Genomic DNA, 18847 nt, shown 5'->3' with positions numbered 1-18847 from the left:
TCTACTAATAAACATCATCACAAATCCGTCGCCTGCGATCGTCCTGACTCATACCATTGTTCGGATTGCTGAGATAACTTCGCACCCAACTGCAACCGCGTTTTAACAAATCATCAAGATTCAAATTCCATAAAATGAGAGTTTTATCATCACTGGCAGAAGCAATCGTCTGCCCGTCAGGGCTGAAACTCACACTAGTGACTGAAGCCATATGCCCGGTGAGAGCAGTAATTAAAATCCCATCCCGTCTCCATATTTTTACGGTTTTATCAACACCGACAGAAGCGATAGTTCGCCCATCCGGACTAAAACTCACGCTATAAACCGCAGCACTATGCCCGGTAAGGGTAGTTATTAAACTGCCATCAAGAGATTTCCAAAGTTTGATAGTGTTGTCATCGCTAGCAGTTGCAATTGTTTGTCCATCAGGGCTAAAAGTAACAGAATATACCTTAGCCCCATGCCCTGTGAGGGTGGTAATGAGACTGCCATCCCGTGTCCAAAGCTTCACGGTTCTGTCCCAACTTGCAGAAGCGATGGTTCGCCCATCCGGGCTAAAAGCAACTGCTCGTACTGCTTTGGTATGCCCAATAACGGTTTTGTAGGGCTGAGTCTCAAATTCACCCCTTTGATTGCGTCGCCAAAGATTAATATTTTTGTCAGCACTAGCAGAAGCCATCGTCTTGCCATCAGGACTAAAAGTAACGAAGAGAACCTCATCGCTATGTCCCGTAAGAGTAGAGATTAAGCTCCCATCACTCGTTTTCCAAAGTTTGATAGTTTTGTCCGAACTTGCAGAAGCAATTATCTTGCCATCGGGGCTGAATGCAACTCCCCAAACCTCATCCCCATGCCCTGTAAGAGTGTTGACCAAGTTGCCATTGCTAGTGTTCCAAAGTTTGATAGTTTTGTCTTTGCTGGCAGAAGCAATCGTTTGACCGTCAGGGCTAAACGCTATCAACCGAACTGCTTGACTGTGACCCCTAAAAGTGTTGATAGAATTTCCACGAGGTCTCCAAAGTTGAACTATGCCATCAGCACTTGCAGTAGCGATGAGCCCATAGCTGTTAAAACTGATACCAGTGACTCCAGCGCTGTGCCCATTCAAAGTTGTTATCAAGCTACCATCACGCCGCCAAAGTTTTACACTCCCATCCCAACAGGTAGAAGCAATAGTCTGACCTTCAGGACTAAAGCCAACACTCGTGACCCTGTCCAGACATCCCGTAAAAATGGTATTAGATAAGGTACCATCCAATTGCCAAAGTTTTAAAGTTTTATCATCGCCAACAGAAGCAATGGTTTGTCCATCCGGGCTAAAAGCAACTGACCGAACCTCAGCGTTGTGCCCGGTGAGGGTTTTGTAGGGACGAGTTTCCAACCCACTCCCAGCATCCTTTGCGTTCCAAAGTTTGACAGTTTTGTCCGAACTAGCAGAAGCAATAATTTGCCCATCCCGGCTAAAACTGACACTCATAACCCGATCTTGATGCCCAGTGAGGGTATTTATTAAACTCCCATTGCTGACTTTCCAAAGTTTAATAGTTTTGTCAAAGCTAGCAGAAACAATTGTTTGACTATCGGGGCTGAAAGTAACGCTTCTAACGCCAGCAGTATGCCCGTTAAGAGTGGCTATCAAACTGCCATCACCGACTCGCCAAAGTTTAACAGTTTTGTCCAAACTAGCGGAGGCAATAATTTGCCCGTCTGGGCTAAAACTGACACTGTAAACATCAGCTTTATGTTCCGGTAGAGTGGTTATCAAAGTGCCATCGCGCCACCAAATATTGACAGTTTTGTCAGCACTTGCAGAAGCCAGCATTTGACCATCAGGGCTGAAGGCAACGCCCCAAACAGCTGCACTGTGTTTGGTGTGGTGGTTGAGTTCTCTCGTTCCGTACAGGATTTGTTGCAATGCTGTCACCACCTCTATCTTGGTATCAGGTTCCGCATTGCCGGATTGTTCCAGGACCCGCAGTTGTTTTGCGGCTTCTAAAGAAGCAGTCAATCCCTCCAATTGCAAATTGGAAGCAAAAATAGCTCTGGAACTAGCGCTAGCTGCTTTGATTTTAGCGTTGGTTTCGCTGATATTTGTCTGCCACCAGGCAAATCCTGCAGCACCAGCAAAAAGAAGAGCAACCACCAAACTGCCAGCTAGCCCTAAAGTCATGCCCCTACGCAGGCGATCGCGTTGCGTGCGTTCTCTGTGCCTTAACGCCAAACTCGCTTCTATAAATGACCTTTCCAAAGTCAACTCATTTGGACGCTTTTGCAACCATTCTTCAGCATCAGCCAAAGGCTTTCCCCGCAATAAACCCCCATCATCCCAGCCATTCATATGCCACTGTTGGATCGCCGAACGCAATCCCTGCTGCCAAGTCCGGAAATCCCGGTCCAGCTCAATCCACTGACGCAGGCGGTCCCATTCCCGAATCAAAGCCTCATGAACAATTTCTACAGTTTCCTTCCCCGTTGCCTCATCACGCCCCGTCACAACCAAACGATCTGAGGCAAGACGCGTCACCAAATTCCAGTTATTTTCCCCTATCTCCGCACGGGTAGCCAAACGCCGCGTATCCTCAGTTCCTTCCCCAAGACGCACTAACTGAAGGAAAATTTGTCGTGCTTGTTCTTTTTCCGACTCATTCAACCTAGCATACGCAAGTTCTGCGTAACCAGCCACTGCCGTTTTTACACCACCAATACTATTGTACGCAGCGTGAAGAAGTTGAGCATCCTGCTGTTTTGCCCAAAGTTCCTGCAGGGCAAACTCTAAGAGTGGCAAATCTCCTGCAGAGGCAGTGACTGCTTCGATAATACGTTCAGTTAAACCAGACTCCAGTGTCACCCCAAATAGCCCTGCTGGTTTTTCCACCGCTGCTTGCAGTTCTTCACGATTCATCGGACCCAGTTTTAAATCCCGATATTGCAACGCATCAGCAAAAGGGCGGTAAGAAAGAGACTGTGCTAAAAAGTCAGCCCGCAGTGTGAGCAGAAAGGTAAAATTGACCAAGTTGGTGGCTTCGAGCAATCTATCTAAGAAAACTTGGCGTTTTTGGGTGTCTTGACATAAAGTGTACAGTTCTTCAAACTGGTCTGCTACAAGCAACAGGCGTTTTCCAATATTTTTTTTTATGACGCTTTGTAAGACAAAACGCAAACCATTGTCTTCACAGCGCAGATAGTTGGCTAGCTGAGTAATTTCCTCCAACTGGTCAGATGGACTCATTTGGGGTTCTTGTTGGGAAATGAGTGCAGCAGCTAGGGAGTGAAAGGGTTTTGACCCCGGTCTAAAGGAAATAACAAGCCAATTCCCTTCTTCTCGCAAACGGGGAATCAAACCGGCGAACACAACAGAGGACTTTCCACTGCCAGAAGGACCAATCGCCGCCACTAGGGGTTTTGTATGCACCGCTTCTACCAAAATTTCCGAGAAAGCTTCTCTGCCGAAGAAAAACGGCGCATCTTCCTCTCGAAAAGCAAACAAACCACGATAGGGACACTCCCTGGTGGGACGCCGTCCCAAATCTTGCCAGGTAGAAGACATGATGGCAGGATTTTGAAAAATCACTGGTAACCAGCTTGCACAGGGAAATTGATATTCCAGTCCGTGCAGTCTCAAGCGTGCTTCCCGTTCTGCCAAGTATAAAGATTTACCACTAGCGAAAGCTGGAAGAAAATATGTCACAAAAGCTTGAGCTACAACATCTGGCACTGGTTCCCGCATCACAATAATTTGGGGAATTTGCAATTGTTGTAGTTCAAATGCCAATTCCATACCATCGCAGGAGTTAAATATTGCCAGTTGCAAGCCGTTGTCAACAGCATTTCTCAGGGCGTATCTCAGTTCTTCAATAGTTAAACTTTCTGTTTGATTAATACAAATACGACCCCTTTCTCCTTCTGTCCCGCTATGACCGGCAAAAAACAGAATATCCCACGGTTTTTCCCAGAGGTAGTCGTTGATTTCCTGGCACTTTGGTTCTACAAGGAAGGTTGTTTCAGCATTAGGTAAATTTTCCAGGACTTGTCGGTCTTGTTGAAGATCGATACCAAGACTGTTGCCTAAAATAGCTAAGATTTTAACTTTACCTGGCAATGTAGGTGTTCTCACGGTTGTCCGAGATTCCGCATCCGGTGCGCTGAGAGCAACCTCGGCAAAAGAGTTAGCATCAACCAAATCCCATAGATGCCAGGGAAGTTTTAATAATACATGATTGGAAGTACGAATGAGCACTCGTACTTCATCAGGGGGCATCAGTTGTTGCAAGCACTTGTCCCGGATGGGACGAAAGGACTCTGACAAAAGCCATTGGTTGAGTTTTTGCCGCAACTCACTTGCCGATTTATTGCAGTTGTAACGCCATTGCCTTGCTGTTTTAGTGGCTTCAATTCGGGAAGACTTACCCGCACTGAGGTAGTTTAACCTCCAGTCGTCAATTGCTTTCGCTAGATTTGAGTTTGGCGGCAAATCGCCAGTAACTTCTGCCCCCAAGCGGTTCTCATCTTCCTCTATGGTTAGCGTTACCCGCACGCCTTTTTCTAGATCGCCATCTAGCTTTAGGACAAGTAACTTCCGCATTGCCAGCACCTAACATGATTCTTCTTTTCTAAGTAAGGGTTAGTAGTTAGTCGTTAGTAGTTACTGGTAGGATTAATCTCCACTAACCACTAACTCATAACCAAACTCATTTAGAACATTTGTTCTTAACTAGGTACTGAAGTGATACTTGATGCAGAAAGTTGTAAATATTTACACAATTTAAAACATATAAGTTAATTGACACAGGTGCAATGTGTTTCATAAAATGCTAGTGACAAACATTTATTGGATTGGAACAGTTTTTTTGCGGAATATCCATAACGTTTGCATCATCTGAGTCAAAGATAGCCCTCGTTGTTCCTGCACAAAAAATAGTGGGACAAGTGCTATGAGTCTGAACAAGGCAGATACCGCAAACAACCCTGGAATGCCACCAAAGAAAGAACTCTCTGCAATAAAGCCCCCTATAGTAGTACCCAAGGCACCACTAGCACCCCCAATGGCGGCTGTGATTGCAAAGTAAATGGATTGTTGCTTGACTGGTGCAACACCCAGGTGCATATTATTGTTACACAAGTCAACTGCTGCTGCCGTACCTCCAAACAAAACGTGCAGTAGTGGTAACCACACCCAGATATCAAAAGAACTAACGTCAACCCCAAGCCATAACAACGGTGCGATCGCAACTAGAATTCCAACCGACATTAAAATTAAGCGATTGCCTACCTTATCTGATAACTTGCCCCACACAATCAGCATTACCAGATTTGCCCCAGCCTGAATGCTACCGTAAAGTGTTACCAAACTAACATCTAATTTCAACGTACCCAACATATAAAGGTTAAAATACGGGGCACTTAAGTTAACAGCCAGCATCCAGGAACTGAAATAGAAAAGAAACATTAAGAAATTAGAGTTATTTAAAATGCCTTGTACTATGTTCTCGTCAGATACAGGCTTAACATTTTCTGATTGAGTCAGTGTAGCATTTTCTAAATTAGCAGCACTGGCAGGAACATTTTGCATCCGTGGATTCATATCCGCCTGCAAAGACTGGCACCCCGTGCTCATAACTCCTGAAATAATCCCAAAGAATACAAGTATTCCATAACCTTGGAGCGATCCACCAGACCACTTAGATACCAATAAACCTGCTAAAGGAACACAAATCAAATTTGTCAGACTCGCAGCGCTGTTGCGAAAACCAAAGTACCGTCCCCGCAGCTGTCGGGGAACGAGTGTGGCTATCCAACTCAACCAAGATGCACTTCCGAGTCCTCCTAGAAGACTGGTTAACAAGACAATCGTCATCGTTAACACAACCAATTGGTCAGAATTAATCCGTCCCAAGTTCAAAGCGACAATGCCAACGACGAGAAACAGCCAAAGCAGTCGAGCAACGCCGTGAGTTAATAAAGAATAGCGAAAGCGGCTGGTTGTGCGTTCTGAGAGGTAAGCACCCAGAGGTTGGATAAGATTCACCACCATTGGAATGGCGGATATCATTCCAAAAACAATTGGGCTGGCATGCAATTCCACCAGAAAGTTGCTCAGCAAAATACCTGTGGTGGTAATTGAGAAGACTGTTGCAAAAATGCAATCTGCAGTAGAGGCTTTTAAGCTACTACGAATAGCATCCTTCTTTAAAACTGCAGGCTTGGAAGTTGGGGTCGTAGCTAGTTCTGACATTGCAATTTGAGGTATTTTTGGAGCTAAAGGAGCAGCTTTCTCCAATGGCATCGATTCCATATTTACTTCCACGGATGGATAAATTGAAAACTTTAATTTGTATTTGAAATTCTTCGTTATTCTAGCTTGCATTTCTCAACAAAAGTTTAAAAAAAGAAAAGATTAGCCCTTGGTAATAACGGCAATATATTAAGTAAAAGCATTTTTCATCTAACACACAGATGAGAACAAATCTGGGAAAATTTTTGGCACTATTCATTGCGATCGCCCTCACTGCGATCGGGTGTCAACACCTGCCAACCGCCTCCACAACACCTCATGAGGTAACCATCAAACTCGGCGGTTGGATAGCCAGCCCCACAGAGCAAAAACTTTTGAAAGAAGTATTGCGTGAATTTGAGGTGCAGCATCCCGGCATAAAAGTGAAGCATGAAGTCATCAACGACCAATACATGGATGTCATAAAAACGCGTCTCGTTGGCGAAGCAGCCCCCGATGTGTTCTACTTAGATGCGTTTGAAGCTCCTTTCCTCATGAGCCAGAATGTTTTAGAACCCCTTGATGCATACGTTACTCCCGAATTTGACTTAAGTGACTTTGAAGAAACGCTACTAAAAAGCTTTAAATATGAAAATCATATATACGGTCTTCCTAAGGACTATTCAACACTTGCACTGTTTTATAACAAAAAAGCTTTTGCTGCCGCAGGATTGAGTAACCCCCCAACGACTTGGGATGAACTCCGTACCTATTCTCAAAAGCTAACTGTAGACCGTAACCACGATAGCAGAACTGACCAATATGGCTTCGGTGAAATCCCTGAATTAGCACGTCAAGCATACAAAATGAAAGCTTTTGGCGGGCAAGTTGTAGACCAAAACGGCTATGCAGCATATGCCAGTCAGCCCAGCCTACAAGGATTGCAGCTGGCAGTAGACCAATATCGAAAAGACCGTTCCTCAGCACAAAAATCCGACGTTGGGACAAACTCAGGGAGTGAAATGTTCGGTCAAGGTCAAGTGGCAATGGTGATTGAAGGGAGTTGGACAATTCCCTACCTGACAGAAACCTTTCCCAACTTAGAGTTTGCCACCGCAGAAATACCTAGCATCAATAATAAAAAAAGTACAATGGTTTTTACCGTCGCTTACGTAATGAACCAGCGATCGCAGCACAAAGCCGAAGCATGGGAATTAATTTCCTATCTAACAGGCAAAGAAGGCATGGCAAAATGGACAAAAACCGGTTTTGCCCTACCCTCACGCAAATCCATTGCTCAAAAATTGGGATACGACCAAGACCGCCTGCGCTCTCCACTCCTAGCAGGAGTAAACTACGGTATGCCTTGGCAAATAGGAAAATATCCAGCACCCATTATGAATAACTTCGACAACCAATTTGTCAGCGCTTTGCTAGGTCAACAACCCCTCCAGCAAGCAATGCAACGGGCACAGGAACAGGCAAATCAATTAGTACAAGCGATTGCAATGGACTCGTAGGGGCGAACGGTTGTATGCCTCCAACGTCTGCCCGCTTCGCGATCGCCCTCCTATTTTTTGTCAAACCGCGTTCGCGAAGCGTGTCCGTAAGGACATAGACGCGAAGAGCACGAAGAGAAAACAAAGTAGGGTGGGCACTGCCCACCGCCTTATTATTTCGTAGGTTGGGTTGAGGAACGAAACCCAACATTTCATCGAATTGTTTTGTTTCATTAATAAAGAGGAGCAATAACGTAGGTTGGCTTGAGGCACGAAACCCAACATTTCATCGAAATTGCTCCAATATTCAAATTTGTGAGCAATACCCACCCAACAGACGAGATAAATCCTCCACTTATGAATCTTGAAAATTATCAATTTCACTACTCCTTCACTAATTCATCAAACAAACCACTGATTCTTTTTTTGCATGGATTCATGGGCAATAGTCATGAATTCGATGAAGCGATCGCATTACTATCCAATGAATTTTCTTGTCTAATAATTGACCTTCCCGGACATGGAAAAACGCAAGTTCTGGGTAGCCCTGAGTGCTATACAATGGCAAACACTGCTCAGGCTATAATTCATTTACTAGATGAGCTAAAAATTTCCCAATGCTTTTTGGTTGGTTATTCAATGGGTGGAAGACTAGCTTTATATCTCACCTTACATTTTCCACATTATTTTCCAAAAGTCGTTTTAGAATCCGCTTCTCCGGGTTTAGCAACAGAAGCAGAACAAGTAGAAAGAGTGAAACGTGACGAGCAAATTGCCAGAAAACTAGAAAGAAGTGTTGCTAGAGATGATTTTGAAACCTTCTTATCCAACTGGTACAAGCAAGCAATCTTCGGCTCAATTAAAAATCATCCTCAATTTCGACTTTTGATAGAAAGCCGCTTACAAAATAATCCAATTGAATTAGTGAAATCACTGCGTTTGATGGGAACGGGATGCCAACCATCATTGTGGGAAAAACTAAAAGAAAATACAAATCCTTTACTTTTACTAGCTGGGGAGTATGATGAAAAATTTATAAATATCAATAAGGAAATGGCTAAGGTTTGTAAATTATGTCAATTAGAAGTCATTAACAACGCAGGACATAATATACATTTTGAAAATACTTTGCCTTTTGTTAAAAGTATCAAACAATTCTTGATTAATGACGAAGAGCAAGAAGAAATATAGCGATTCTTCAATAGATGCAACAACGACAATATGTTTCTTTATACTAATTTGCTTACCCACCGCCCAACATAGATACTCCCTTTCCGGTGTAAGATTAGTAATCTTATTTTTTCTTTTTCTTGGTGTCCTTGGCGTCTTGGCGGTTATTTAATTAGATAATCTTCGAGCAGAATCGGAGTTTTTTAGGTGAGGACTTCGCTTAACATTTCCGTTTGAAACAAACTCAACTGCCTGGAGTGTAAATCTTTTGGATGTGGCTCTTAGTGTGAAGTGTGAACTGGAGGGCGATCGTCAAAAATTGCACCTCGTTGCTCTAAGTTATACTTCATATCCTCTGTAAGACCTTCAACCCTTCCAAACAAGGCATTCTTAACAATAGCACCACTCAGATTGGCACCCCTCAGGTTGGCATTGCTCAAGTTGGAATTGCTCAAGTCGGCATTAATCAGGTAGGCACCGCTTAGGTCAGCACGCCTTAGATCGGCATTAATCAAGTCGGCATTAATCAGACTGGCACTGCTTAGGTTGGCATAACTCAGGTCGGCATCCCTTAGGTCAGCATAGCTTAGGTCGGCATCACTCAGGTCGGCATCACTCAGGTCAACATAGCTCAGGTTGACACCGCTCAGGTCGGCGTATCTCAGGTCGGCATCGCTAGCTCTATGATTAACAATTCTCCAAACTAAATGCCATTTTTTATCAATTTGTGGATTCTTACCAATTTTTGCACCGCTCAGGTTGGCATCGCTTAGGTCGGTATCGCTCAGGTTGGCATCGCTCAGGTTGGCACGATTGAGGAAAAAGCGTGTTATCTCAATGAAAGCAGTGGTACTAATACAGTAACTATAGCCAATCACAAGAAGTAGTCGTTCTTTATCAAAAGAATCTTCTTTTCCGCAGGGATGGAAAAGAATTCTCTCTCTCAAATTCTCTTCATCTTTTGCATAGCAATGCAACTTTAGAAGTAAAATCAACACATTTAGACCCACGTACATATCTACTTGTCGCAGCCCCAGTTGAGGTTCTCGGTCTGGTAATTGAGTCTTTAGCATTTGCATCTTTAACTGAGGCAAGTTTTCGCTGGGCGCTGCATCAATAAATTCTCCTTCACACCAAGAAAAGTAAAATTCCTCCAACCGTTCAAACAACTTTATTGGCTGAAATATTTTATCTTCAGTCAATAATGCCATCAGATAGTCCACAATCTCAGGCGTTAAATTACCGTAACCTAGCAGATCGTAAATCTGCTTATTCATTTCATTTTTTGAAATCAAATATTCTTCACGCTGATGCCTAGTTTTCCTAATATCAGTCCAATCCAGAATACTTTCTTTTAACCGCTCTGCAAATAAAAACTCGCCAAAACTCTTATGAGCAAACTCTATAGAACCGTCTTTATCTCCAGAAGCAGGTTTGATATAGAAAGAAGTCAATAGATTATTAAAAAACCTCTCCTCATCTTCAATAGAGGTTGCACGTCTTGCCTTCTGAATCAATTCAGCAATTGGATTGTTATTGTCCTCAAGTCGTGATTGTAGCATTGTAACTGGAGCAGATTCATTCCCTGACTGTACAACGCACAAAGCTGCTTCACCCAAAGCTTGTCGCAAATAGTGTTCATCAAGTCCAGTTAAACGTTTATTTTCGTTTTCGCGCTGCTTTTCAAGTACCCAACTAACCGATTTATCGTAGATACGAATTTTTGCTTTAATCCCCTCAGCTTCAGCAAACATCTGCACATTGAGATACTTCTCTTTATGCATTCGTGCTAGTAGATAGAGAAGTAACGGCTCTCTTGCTAGGTTGTCTTTAACATCTGGTGGGCAAGATTCTAAAAACTGCTGAAAGTTGTTAGCTTCTTCTTCTCCCACTTTAGCTGCCCATTTTTTTAACCATGTTTGTCGAATCGAATAATCCATTAACTGAATTTCGGCTCTTGTCAAACTTTTGGTTTGGGCGATCAAACGGTCAATTCCTTGCAGTGCTAAAGGACGACCAGTGACCAAAAAACGATGATGACTGCTCTGTTGGAATTGCTCTACCTGCTGCAAAAATTCCTTAATTCCACCACTAGCACGTCCTTCTAGTAACAGTTCATCAAATCCGTCTAAGAAAAATAAAAACCGAGTATTTTTATCGCTCAACCAGCTTGGATTACCCCGAACAAATTCACAAGCTTCTAAATAATTTTCTAACGTTTTAGTTAGATTGTTTTCCAATACTTTAATATACCTTAATTTAATTATAATTGGGGTCAATTTTGGGTGCAGATTACTCCGAAACCAATCTGCAAACATTCGACAAAAGACGCTCTTTCCTCGCCCCGCATCTCCTTGAATAAACAAAACTTTTTTCTCTTTCTGCTTGTCATCAAGAATATTTTTAACCCATTCTTCAAGCTCGATAGAGTCTTGCTCCTTAATTAGATTACCGCTTTCATCAAGTAAATTGACCTTCAAGGGCACGTACAAGTCTCGAAATGTAATCTCTGTTTCATCAAAAATATTTTCATCTGGCTTCGGTCGAATTTCCCTTTCGAGGTAATATTCAATACCAGTCAGATTTCCCGAATTCTGCTCTTGCTGCCACTCAGGGAATTTGATGTCCCACAACCATCGGAAAGCTTGTTCCCAAGGACTTTGACCTTTAGGTTGTTTCCCCCGTGTCGCTTTGGCAAATGAACAACCATTCTTTTCTAAATCCTTACAGATGTTCTTCAACTCATCTTGGAGTTTTTGCGCTTTATCTTGAGGATCTCCATTCCAGGAAATATCTGTTGCTAGGCGCTTATTGTCTTTGCTGAAGTTTTCCGGGTCAAAGCGCTTGAGAAACGCAGACCCCTTATCACCAAAGAAGCCGTACTGTGTTGCCATTGCTTCTAAAAATTGGTGCTGTGGTTCGTTACTGGCTGAAGAATTCACGCTTTACTGGTTGTATCCGATTGTTACTTCTATTTATTTCTATTTGTAGGCAATCTTATCTCGATTTAGCAAATTTTCAGGGCGATGGCTCATCTGAGTGCTTCTGAGTTCCAAAATTCTGTGGGATGAGCTAACGGTGGGCAGTGCCCACCCTACGTTTTCTGGGGGCGATCGCTCATCTGAGTGCTTCTGAGTTCCAAAATTCTGTGAGATGAGCTAACGGTGGGCAGTGCCCACCCTACGTTTTCTCAGGGCGATCGCTCATCTGAGTGCTTCTGAGTTCCAAAATTTTATGGGATTAATGGGCTATTGCTTGTTACAAAACTTTATACGCCGGACTCACATAGTGTTTCAGTCTTTGCTCTCTAGATACATCCAATTTTGACTTCTATTTATTTCTATTTGTAGGCAATTTTATCTCGATTTGGCAATTCCTAATATGAAATAGTCTGGTTTTGACCAGCGATTTGTCCATTAATTTTTTAATTAAATTCTATGACTAGAAATCAAAATTCTCAACAACTTAGTTGGACTCTATCCGATCGCATTGCTGTAGCTGGCTTGGCTATTACAGTTTTGGCAAGTATTATTGGTGTGGTTAGTCCAGAAATTCGTTGTTCTATTGGGTTACAGTCAGAAGTTTGTTTTGCATCTCACTCTATTGACGTTAAAACCTTTTACGAGCAAGGAAAAAATTTACTTAAATTAGAGAGATATGATGAAGCACTCACGCATTTTGAGCGAGTTATCGAAATCGATTCTAGCAACGCGAATGCTTGGAGGGAGCGAGGAGTGACTTTAAATTTTTTAAACCGTCAAGAAGAAGCCATTGCCTCTTTTGAGAAAGCTCTCTTGCTTAATCCCAATGACGAACTTGCCAGACAGTATCGGAAAAAGCTGTTGCACGAGTCAAAGAAAACAATTGGTCGTTTTAAAAGGTTTTAGCATCATTACCCCTCCCTAGCCCTCCCCTTATAAAGGGGAGGGAATTCGACTTCTTATTTCCCCCCTTTATAAGGGGGGATTAAGGGGGGTAAATCCTTTATAAGGGGGGATTAAGGGGGGTAAATCCTTTATAAGGGGGGATTAAGGGGGGTAAATCCAAATATTTCTCAACAAAATATAACTATTAATCGACAGAAACCCTGCTAACCAGCACCTTTTAATTCCTCTTGCAACATTTTCTGATAAATCTGAGGTAAATATCGGCTGACAGAATTAGTTTCAATACCATATCCCAAACTCGTCCAAGTAGGAGATAGACGACGCAAAACGTCTTTGACATTTCCTTGACGCAGTTGTTGAGATATGTCAACACCCCATACCCGAGAATCGCTCAGCCAACGGTGAACTACGATATCCTGATACTCTGCTTCAAAACTATAAGAAGACCAAAACATAAACCGCGTAGGGTTTGGGTGATAGCGAGATGCAATTCTATACCAAGTTGTATTAATAACCTGATATCGACCTGCAGCTGTAGAACAGTTTCCTTTGTTTGGACCACTTACAATTGTGACGCATATCTCAGGATGGCGACTTAGGTTATTGACATGCTGTCCACCGTACAAAAGGGAATAGGGGCGGTTGCCACTGGCTTCACTGGCTGAGATGGTTCGCATGAGGGCACGAAGGTAAGGATCGCCCCCTCGCATAACGAGTGGAGGCTGTCTTTGGTTAAATATCGGATCGGGTCGCGATCGCAAGTCCCCAAAGACATACCACTGTATCAAACATATAAAGCCAAGAAGAGCAGCTATTGGTCCTATGAGTTGTTCAACGCCACCTTTCCGTTGTTCTAAGCTTTTCAGAGTCCCACTCCTTCAAATTGCCTGCTATTGTCATTCAAAATATAACAACAATATCCGACGCAGTCTTTCAGCACAAAGTTCTGTCAACTTGTAGAAAAGTGTTCTAGCACGTTTTTACCAAAATTAGGCAACGTTAGCAAATAATTCATCAAAACTTTTTGCGATCGCCTCTTCCTTGGCAACAATTTCCACAATTTTATTTTTTGCTGCTGGCTCAAAAAGGGCTTCAACACAAACTTGGGCGACCTTCTGCCGGGGGATGCTACCTTCAAACAAGGTATCAGCGCTTTGCATGACAATTTTGTCAGAGTTATCTTCATTCTTCAAACCGCCCGGTCGGACAATCGTATAGGTCAACCCGCTTTTCTGGAGGTACTCCTCAGCTTGCTTTTTCCAAACCAGAATGAGCCAGAACAAGTTCAGTGGGTGGAAAAACTGTGAAGTACACAGCGAAGAAACGAAAACAAAATGTTCAATTCCCTTTGCTTTTGCTGCTTCTACCAAATTTTTAGTTCCTTCATAATCCACTTTGTAAGGTCCGGTGGGATCGAAGCTTGGTCGGGCACCAGTGGCGCATAAAAGCACAGTGCTATCTCCTAAAGCGGTAGACAAGCTTTCTGGGTTTGACACATCACCTTGCACCAACTCAGCATCCGTCGGCAAAATACTCCTTGCTATCTCAATATCCCTGACTAAAGCACGCACGGGAATATTCCGCGCTATCAACTCTTGCACTATCCGGCGACCTGTTTCACCTGTTGCCCCTGCTACAAATGCTTTCATGGTAATTTGAGAAACTAGTACTTCTTGACACTCTCCATCGTAAATGCGCGGAGATTCTTAGTTAAATTAATTCTGTTCTCTATTTTAGAGATTCTTCATGGCAGATTTTTATGATTTAGGTAAAAATGGTGATTTAGTGCGAAACAGTTCACCCAATTTGGGAAGTATAAATTTAGGCAACTTTTTCCGCTTATAAAGAATGGTTATATGATTTCAAAAAACCCGGAATATCAGTCGTTTGACACAACTGAAGCCGTTTTTTCCGTACCGTCAACCTTAGAAGAGGTTCCGGAAACAGCACACGAAATAACCGTAGGGACACCAAGCACGTTTTACGGTTGTTACAGCGACTGTATGGAAATGCATGCTCCGTCTCAAATAGTTGCTGAATATCTAGACAATCACGCCTCATGGTTTTCGCAGTGTGGTGAACCCATGAAGGTAGAACTTCTGGGTAAAGATGCCTATGCTTTAAGCATTGGTCGTTTTGGTGCTTTTGGTTACGACGTAGAACCAAAAATCGGTTTGCAATTATTACCGCCAGAGAACGGCGTTTACCGCATCCACACTATTCCTATTCCTAACTATCAAGCTCCCGGTTACGAAGTAGACTATAAGTCTTCGCTACAGTTAGTCGAAAGCTTTACCAGTGATTCTTCCAATAGTTCTAATATAATCACGCGGGTAGAATGGGAATTGCATTTGACCGTCCACATTTACTTTCCCAAGTTTATTCAGCGACTACCTAAATCCATTATTCAATCTACAGGCGATCGCCTCCTTAACCAAATTGTCCGTCAAGTTTCCCGTCGTTTAACTCGAAAGGTTCAGGAAGATTTTCACAAATCTTTAGGCATTCCCTTTGACATCAATCCTAAGAAAAAGCGGTAAGTCAAGAGTCAAAAGTCAAAAGTCAAAAATTGACTCTTGACTAATGACTAATAACTAATAACTAAGCTTGACTGATAATTCTTTGGACAATCTGTACCCCGGTGATAGCTTGCCAAGTAAAAAGACCTAAAAGTGCAAAATTTAGGAGAATGTGAGTTGCACGCGCCCAATTTGCTCCTTTTTGCATAAAAGGAGATAGGGAAGCAGACAAGGCAATGAGAATTGTCATACCCAGCCCCGCTAGTAGGTGCGGTCCCACAAACAGCTTACCGTTATTGATGTAAGTAACAGCCATACCACCAACAGAACCTGCCACCATAAAAGCTAGCAGTATAGACCCAATTTGGTGGTGTTTGACATTGTATCTACCTTTGATTAATTCTTTCTTTTGTTCACCCTCAGCATTTCTGGTACGCTGTACTTGCAGTCCCAAATATGCTGCGTAAAGAGATAGGAGCAGTAGCGCCCACATCATGATTGGGTGGAAAAAATTTAACCAATACTTAACCGACGGCGAAAGCTCCAGATTCATCACGTTCTCCCCAATTGTTAAATCTTAATAAAAATTAGCATAATGCCACAGCTAATGGGGAGATGGGGAAATAGGGAGATTGAGAGGCAAGGGGATAAAAAGACCAGGGGGTAAGTGAATAATAAAAGTCTTGACGAGTGACTCCTAACTAATGACTAATGACTAATGACCAATGACTAATGACCAATGAGTGCCAAGTTCTCAGCTTTATCGTTCACAAACCCAACAGCAGCAGATACTAAGGCTGGTTAGTTGGAAATAATTGTGAGAAAGCTGTAAGCAATTAATTTATCCTCTAATGGACGAGGTAGAGAATTCTACCTCTGTTTTTTTATGTAATTTAAATAACAGAATTTTTACCCCTCCCTAGCCCTCCCCTTAGAAACTGTCTCTAAAGAAATGTAAAGAAGATGTACAAAGAGCGATCGCAAAAAGTGAGTATGAGTAAGAATACGGTATGTTGATGTTGTTTGTCGCACAGAACCTGAGTTTCACGTATTACCGAAACATTGGTAGTTATCGCGTACATTTGCATGGTGGAACCAATATCACGGTATTAGTTCAGATTAAACCACCAAAAATGAACATATGTGTTTGATTTAAATCAACGTTTAATTTGGACGCTTTTGAGGCTAAAATACCTGAAATCACTGTTTAAAAAACTTTGTTGTAGATACCTAAAAAATTGTTTAACTGAATATCCCAATCAACAATTAATATTTTTTGAAACCCTTGTATTTGAGCATATTTAGCTGCTGCTGCTAAAGGATTGAGTAAACAATATCCATGCCCCCAATCTGTATGAGCATGATGTCCTGGTAGACTAAAACAGTAAGCACGCTCTAATACTCCCTTTTTCATGCGATCTATTGCTTCGAGTAATCCTCCCAAGCTGTACAAATAACTAGGTAGACAATATTCTAATCCTTCACATTCACCACCACTTCTTGGCAATGAATTATCAATTTTATCAGGTTGACTTAAAGCTTTAAAAACTAGATGTTTCAGATAAATATCTCTATGAACTTGCAGATAATCAGTTAAATGAGCTTTTCGTATTGGTAGTATTGGATAATTAGTTAATTGTTGGGCTAATTCAAGTCTGACTTGGCTGTAGTATGGGAATGAATAACCTATCCAAGAAATAGTATGACTTGGTTTAGATGTGTAACAAGTATGTGGATGTAGGTAAACTGCAAATTTTGTCATAACTATTTTTTATAGGTTCATAGCAATATTTAAGTATCTTTTCTACCTAAAAAATCAGATGAAATAGGGACCTCTACCGCTCGTTATTTTTATTGTTGATTATTTTATTTTTTGGAAGTCCCTAAGTAGTTTGCAAAAAATTTAACGCTTTAATTTGTAAAGTTCTATTTCTTGACTTTGAACTTCTGGAATTTCTCTTTCCATATCTACAAAAGTTTTTTCTAAATAATAGTCTTTTAAATAATTATCCAACTTCATAGATAAATCCCATCCCTGTACTTGCTGTTTAGTTTTTATGACATAAACTGGTTTTTTTGCCATAATATTGTCTAATTCTTCCAGGGGATTAATACCAGCGATATTTGAGAGATACGAAGTTAGAAAAAGTGGAAAAGCATATTTTGTTGGAACTTTTGCTGGAACCAAACAATATACAACAGCATAATAATCAAAAACATAAATATAATCTTTTGAGCTAACTCGCTGTTCTAAGTACTTGGCAATAGAAGCTGGAGTGTTGCCCCAATTTTCTACTCCTCTCACATAGCGGAAGTAAATATATTTCCCACCTAGTTTCATTGTAGGATACAAACTATGAAATATTGGAAATCCTAAAATTAATGACAGAATTATAAATTTATTAATCTTATTTATTACATTGGCCGTTAATACCGTATTTTTAATTAAATAAGCAGTCAATAAACATAAAGGAGGTAAAAGTTGCAAAAAGTAATGGCTGTAAAAGCTTTTTGGGGAAGCAACACCTAAAAATGCCATAAATACCCATAAAAACATATACAGTAAAAGTTTAGTTTCCCTTGAACGATTTCTCTGATAGTACAATATTGTTAAGAATAGCCCCAATCCCAAGAACAAGTTTCTCTTGATTTGCATTAATAAACCCGATCCAAGGCTTACAATCGTCAATTTTGCATCAGAGATTCGCAATAAATTTGCAGTAAAATTGGCGTAGATATATTCTTGAAAGTAACCGGAAAACCAGAAATATCCTGAAACTAAGACAAAGGGAATAATAAACCCAAGCAGTAGAATAATATAACCTTGAAATATTTTTTTTAAAGTATATTTATAGCTATTAGGTTCTGAAAACCGCAAAATTATAAATGTTAATATCAGTATTCCTATAAATTCAAATATAATGACCTGTTTAATGGTCAGAGCAATACCCATTGATAAACCAATTGCCAACAGTCTTAAAAAATTTTGACGAATTGCTCTTTCAGAATTCTTAAGAAGAAAAAGTTGATGAAATGAAAATAAAGTAAAAGGAATAAAAAATAGCTCTGTGTTAGCTGCTAGTTCATCAGTCCCAACAGAAAAAACAGCATAAAATATCCCTGCTAAAAGTCCGATATCATTACCTTGACCAAAAATACTGCCTAACTTATATAGTAGCCAACAAGATATAGAGACTGCAATACACGCAACGATCGCGATTGAAACAACTGAATTCCCGAATAAAATGAGACCTAAAGCATAAAACAGGTATATTCCTATAGGCTTATTGTCCCAAGTTTCAGTATAAGGAGGCTTTCCATTTATCAGGTCTCTTGCCATCAAGAAATAAAGACCTTCATCACCATTATTGCTGACACCAAATTCAAAGAAGGAAGGAAACCTGAGAAAAAATACTAGAGCAGTGAAGAACAATAAAACTAACCAATCCCTTTGTTTAACTTGCTGTGTCTTCCTCGTTTGCTCAACTTGTTGTATTTTCATGTCCGGTAAGTAAGAGATATATGAATCTTTAGCTTGCAATAGACGGTCAAATTACACAA

The 18847-nt window shown here is 41.4% G+C and carries 12 protein-coding genes; 4 read left to right on the top strand and 8 right to left on the bottom strand.

The features are described from left to right. Window positions 1-4: 4 nt before the first annotated feature. Window positions 5-4582 (bottom strand): nSTAND1 domain-containing NTPase, encoded by a 4578-nt coding sequence (locus ACYRY3_RS26740; protein ID WP_460204657.1) that lies wholly within the window; start codon window positions 4580-4582, stop codon window positions 5-7. A 243-nt stretch (window positions 4583-4825) separates the two neighbouring features. Beyond that, entirely contained in the window at window positions 4826-6292 is a 1467-nt protein-coding gene (locus tag ACYRY3_RS26735; protein ID WP_460204656.1) for an MFS transporter, read from the bottom strand. 161 nt (window positions 6293-6453) lie between these two features. Here ACYRY3_RS26735 and ACYRY3_RS26730 point away from each other — a divergent pair, with 161 nt between their 5' ends. Continuing rightward, on the top strand, window positions 6454-7731 hold the full coding sequence (locus tag ACYRY3_RS26730) for an ABC transporter substrate-binding protein (RefSeq protein ID WP_460204655.1): 1278 nt from the start codon (window positions 6454-6456) through the stop codon (window positions 7729-7731). A gap of 336 nt (window positions 7732-8067) precedes the next feature. Beyond that, entirely contained in the window at window positions 8068-8901 is an 834-nt protein-coding gene (gene menH / locus ACYRY3_RS26725) for a 2-succinyl-6-hydroxy-2,4-cyclohexadiene-1-carboxylate synthase (RefSeq protein ID WP_460204781.1), read from the top strand. Between the two features lie 260 nt (window positions 8902-9161). Here menH and ACYRY3_RS26720 read toward each other — a convergent pair whose 3' ends face one another. Beyond that, window positions 9162-11822: an NACHT domain-containing protein gene (locus tag ACYRY3_RS26720; RefSeq protein WP_460204654.1), complete on the bottom strand. Its 2661-nt coding sequence runs from the start codon at window positions 11820-11822 to the stop codon at window positions 9162-9164. A 495-nt stretch (window positions 11823-12317) separates the two neighbouring features. Between ACYRY3_RS26720 and ACYRY3_RS26715 the strand changes: the two genes are divergently transcribed. Beyond that, the gene (locus ACYRY3_RS26715; RefSeq protein ID WP_460204653.1) at window positions 12318-12767 is read left to right on the top strand and encodes a tetratricopeptide repeat protein; all 450 of its coding nucleotides are present in this window, start codon (window positions 12318-12320) and stop codon (window positions 12765-12767) included. A gap of 203 nt (window positions 12768-12970) precedes the next feature. Here the strand turns inward: ACYRY3_RS26715 and ACYRY3_RS26710 are convergent, their stop codons facing one another. Continuing rightward, window positions 12971-13633 (bottom strand): glycoside hydrolase family 24 protein, encoded by a 663-nt coding sequence (locus ACYRY3_RS26710; RefSeq protein WP_460204780.1) that lies wholly within the window; start codon window positions 13631-13633, stop codon window positions 12971-12973. Between the two features lie 123 nt (window positions 13634-13756). After that, window positions 13757-14416, bottom strand: coding sequence for an NAD(P)H-binding protein (locus ACYRY3_RS26705; RefSeq protein WP_460204652.1), 660 nt, complete (start codon window positions 14414-14416; stop codon window positions 13757-13759). 207 nt (window positions 14417-14623) lie between these two features. Here ACYRY3_RS26705 and ACYRY3_RS26700 point away from each other — a divergent pair, with 207 nt between their 5' ends. Next, window positions 14624-15307: a DUF1997 domain-containing protein gene (locus ACYRY3_RS26700; RefSeq protein WP_460204651.1), complete on the top strand. Its 684-nt coding sequence runs from the start codon at window positions 14624-14626 to the stop codon at window positions 15305-15307. Between the two features lie 61 nt (window positions 15308-15368). Here the strand turns inward: ACYRY3_RS26700 and ACYRY3_RS26695 are convergent, their stop codons facing one another. The 3 genes from ACYRY3_RS26695 to ACYRY3_RS26685 all read right to left on the bottom strand — a co-directional run bounded on the left by ACYRY3_RS26695 (window position 15369) and on the right by ACYRY3_RS26685 (window position 18788). Continuing rightward, window positions 15369-15839 (bottom strand): DUF4079 domain-containing protein, encoded by a 471-nt coding sequence (locus tag ACYRY3_RS26695; RefSeq protein ID WP_460204650.1) that lies wholly within the window; start codon window positions 15837-15839, stop codon window positions 15369-15371. Between the two features lie 654 nt (window positions 15840-16493). Then, window positions 16494-17048, bottom strand: a complete 555-nt coding sequence (locus tag ACYRY3_RS26690; protein WP_460204649.1) for a hypothetical protein — start codon at window positions 17046-17048, stop codon at window positions 16494-16496. Window positions 17049-17189: 141 nt separating this feature from the next. Next, window positions 17190-18788, bottom strand: a complete 1599-nt coding sequence (locus ACYRY3_RS26685; RefSeq protein ID WP_460204648.1) for an ArnT family glycosyltransferase — start codon at window positions 18786-18788, stop codon at window positions 17190-17192. Window positions 18789-18847: the final 59 nt, after the last annotated feature.

The sequence above is a fragment of the Scytonema sp. NUACC21 genome (assembly GCF_054684315.1).
Note: the sequence above shows the minus strand (reverse complement) of the source record. Positions and strands in the feature narration are given on the sequence as shown.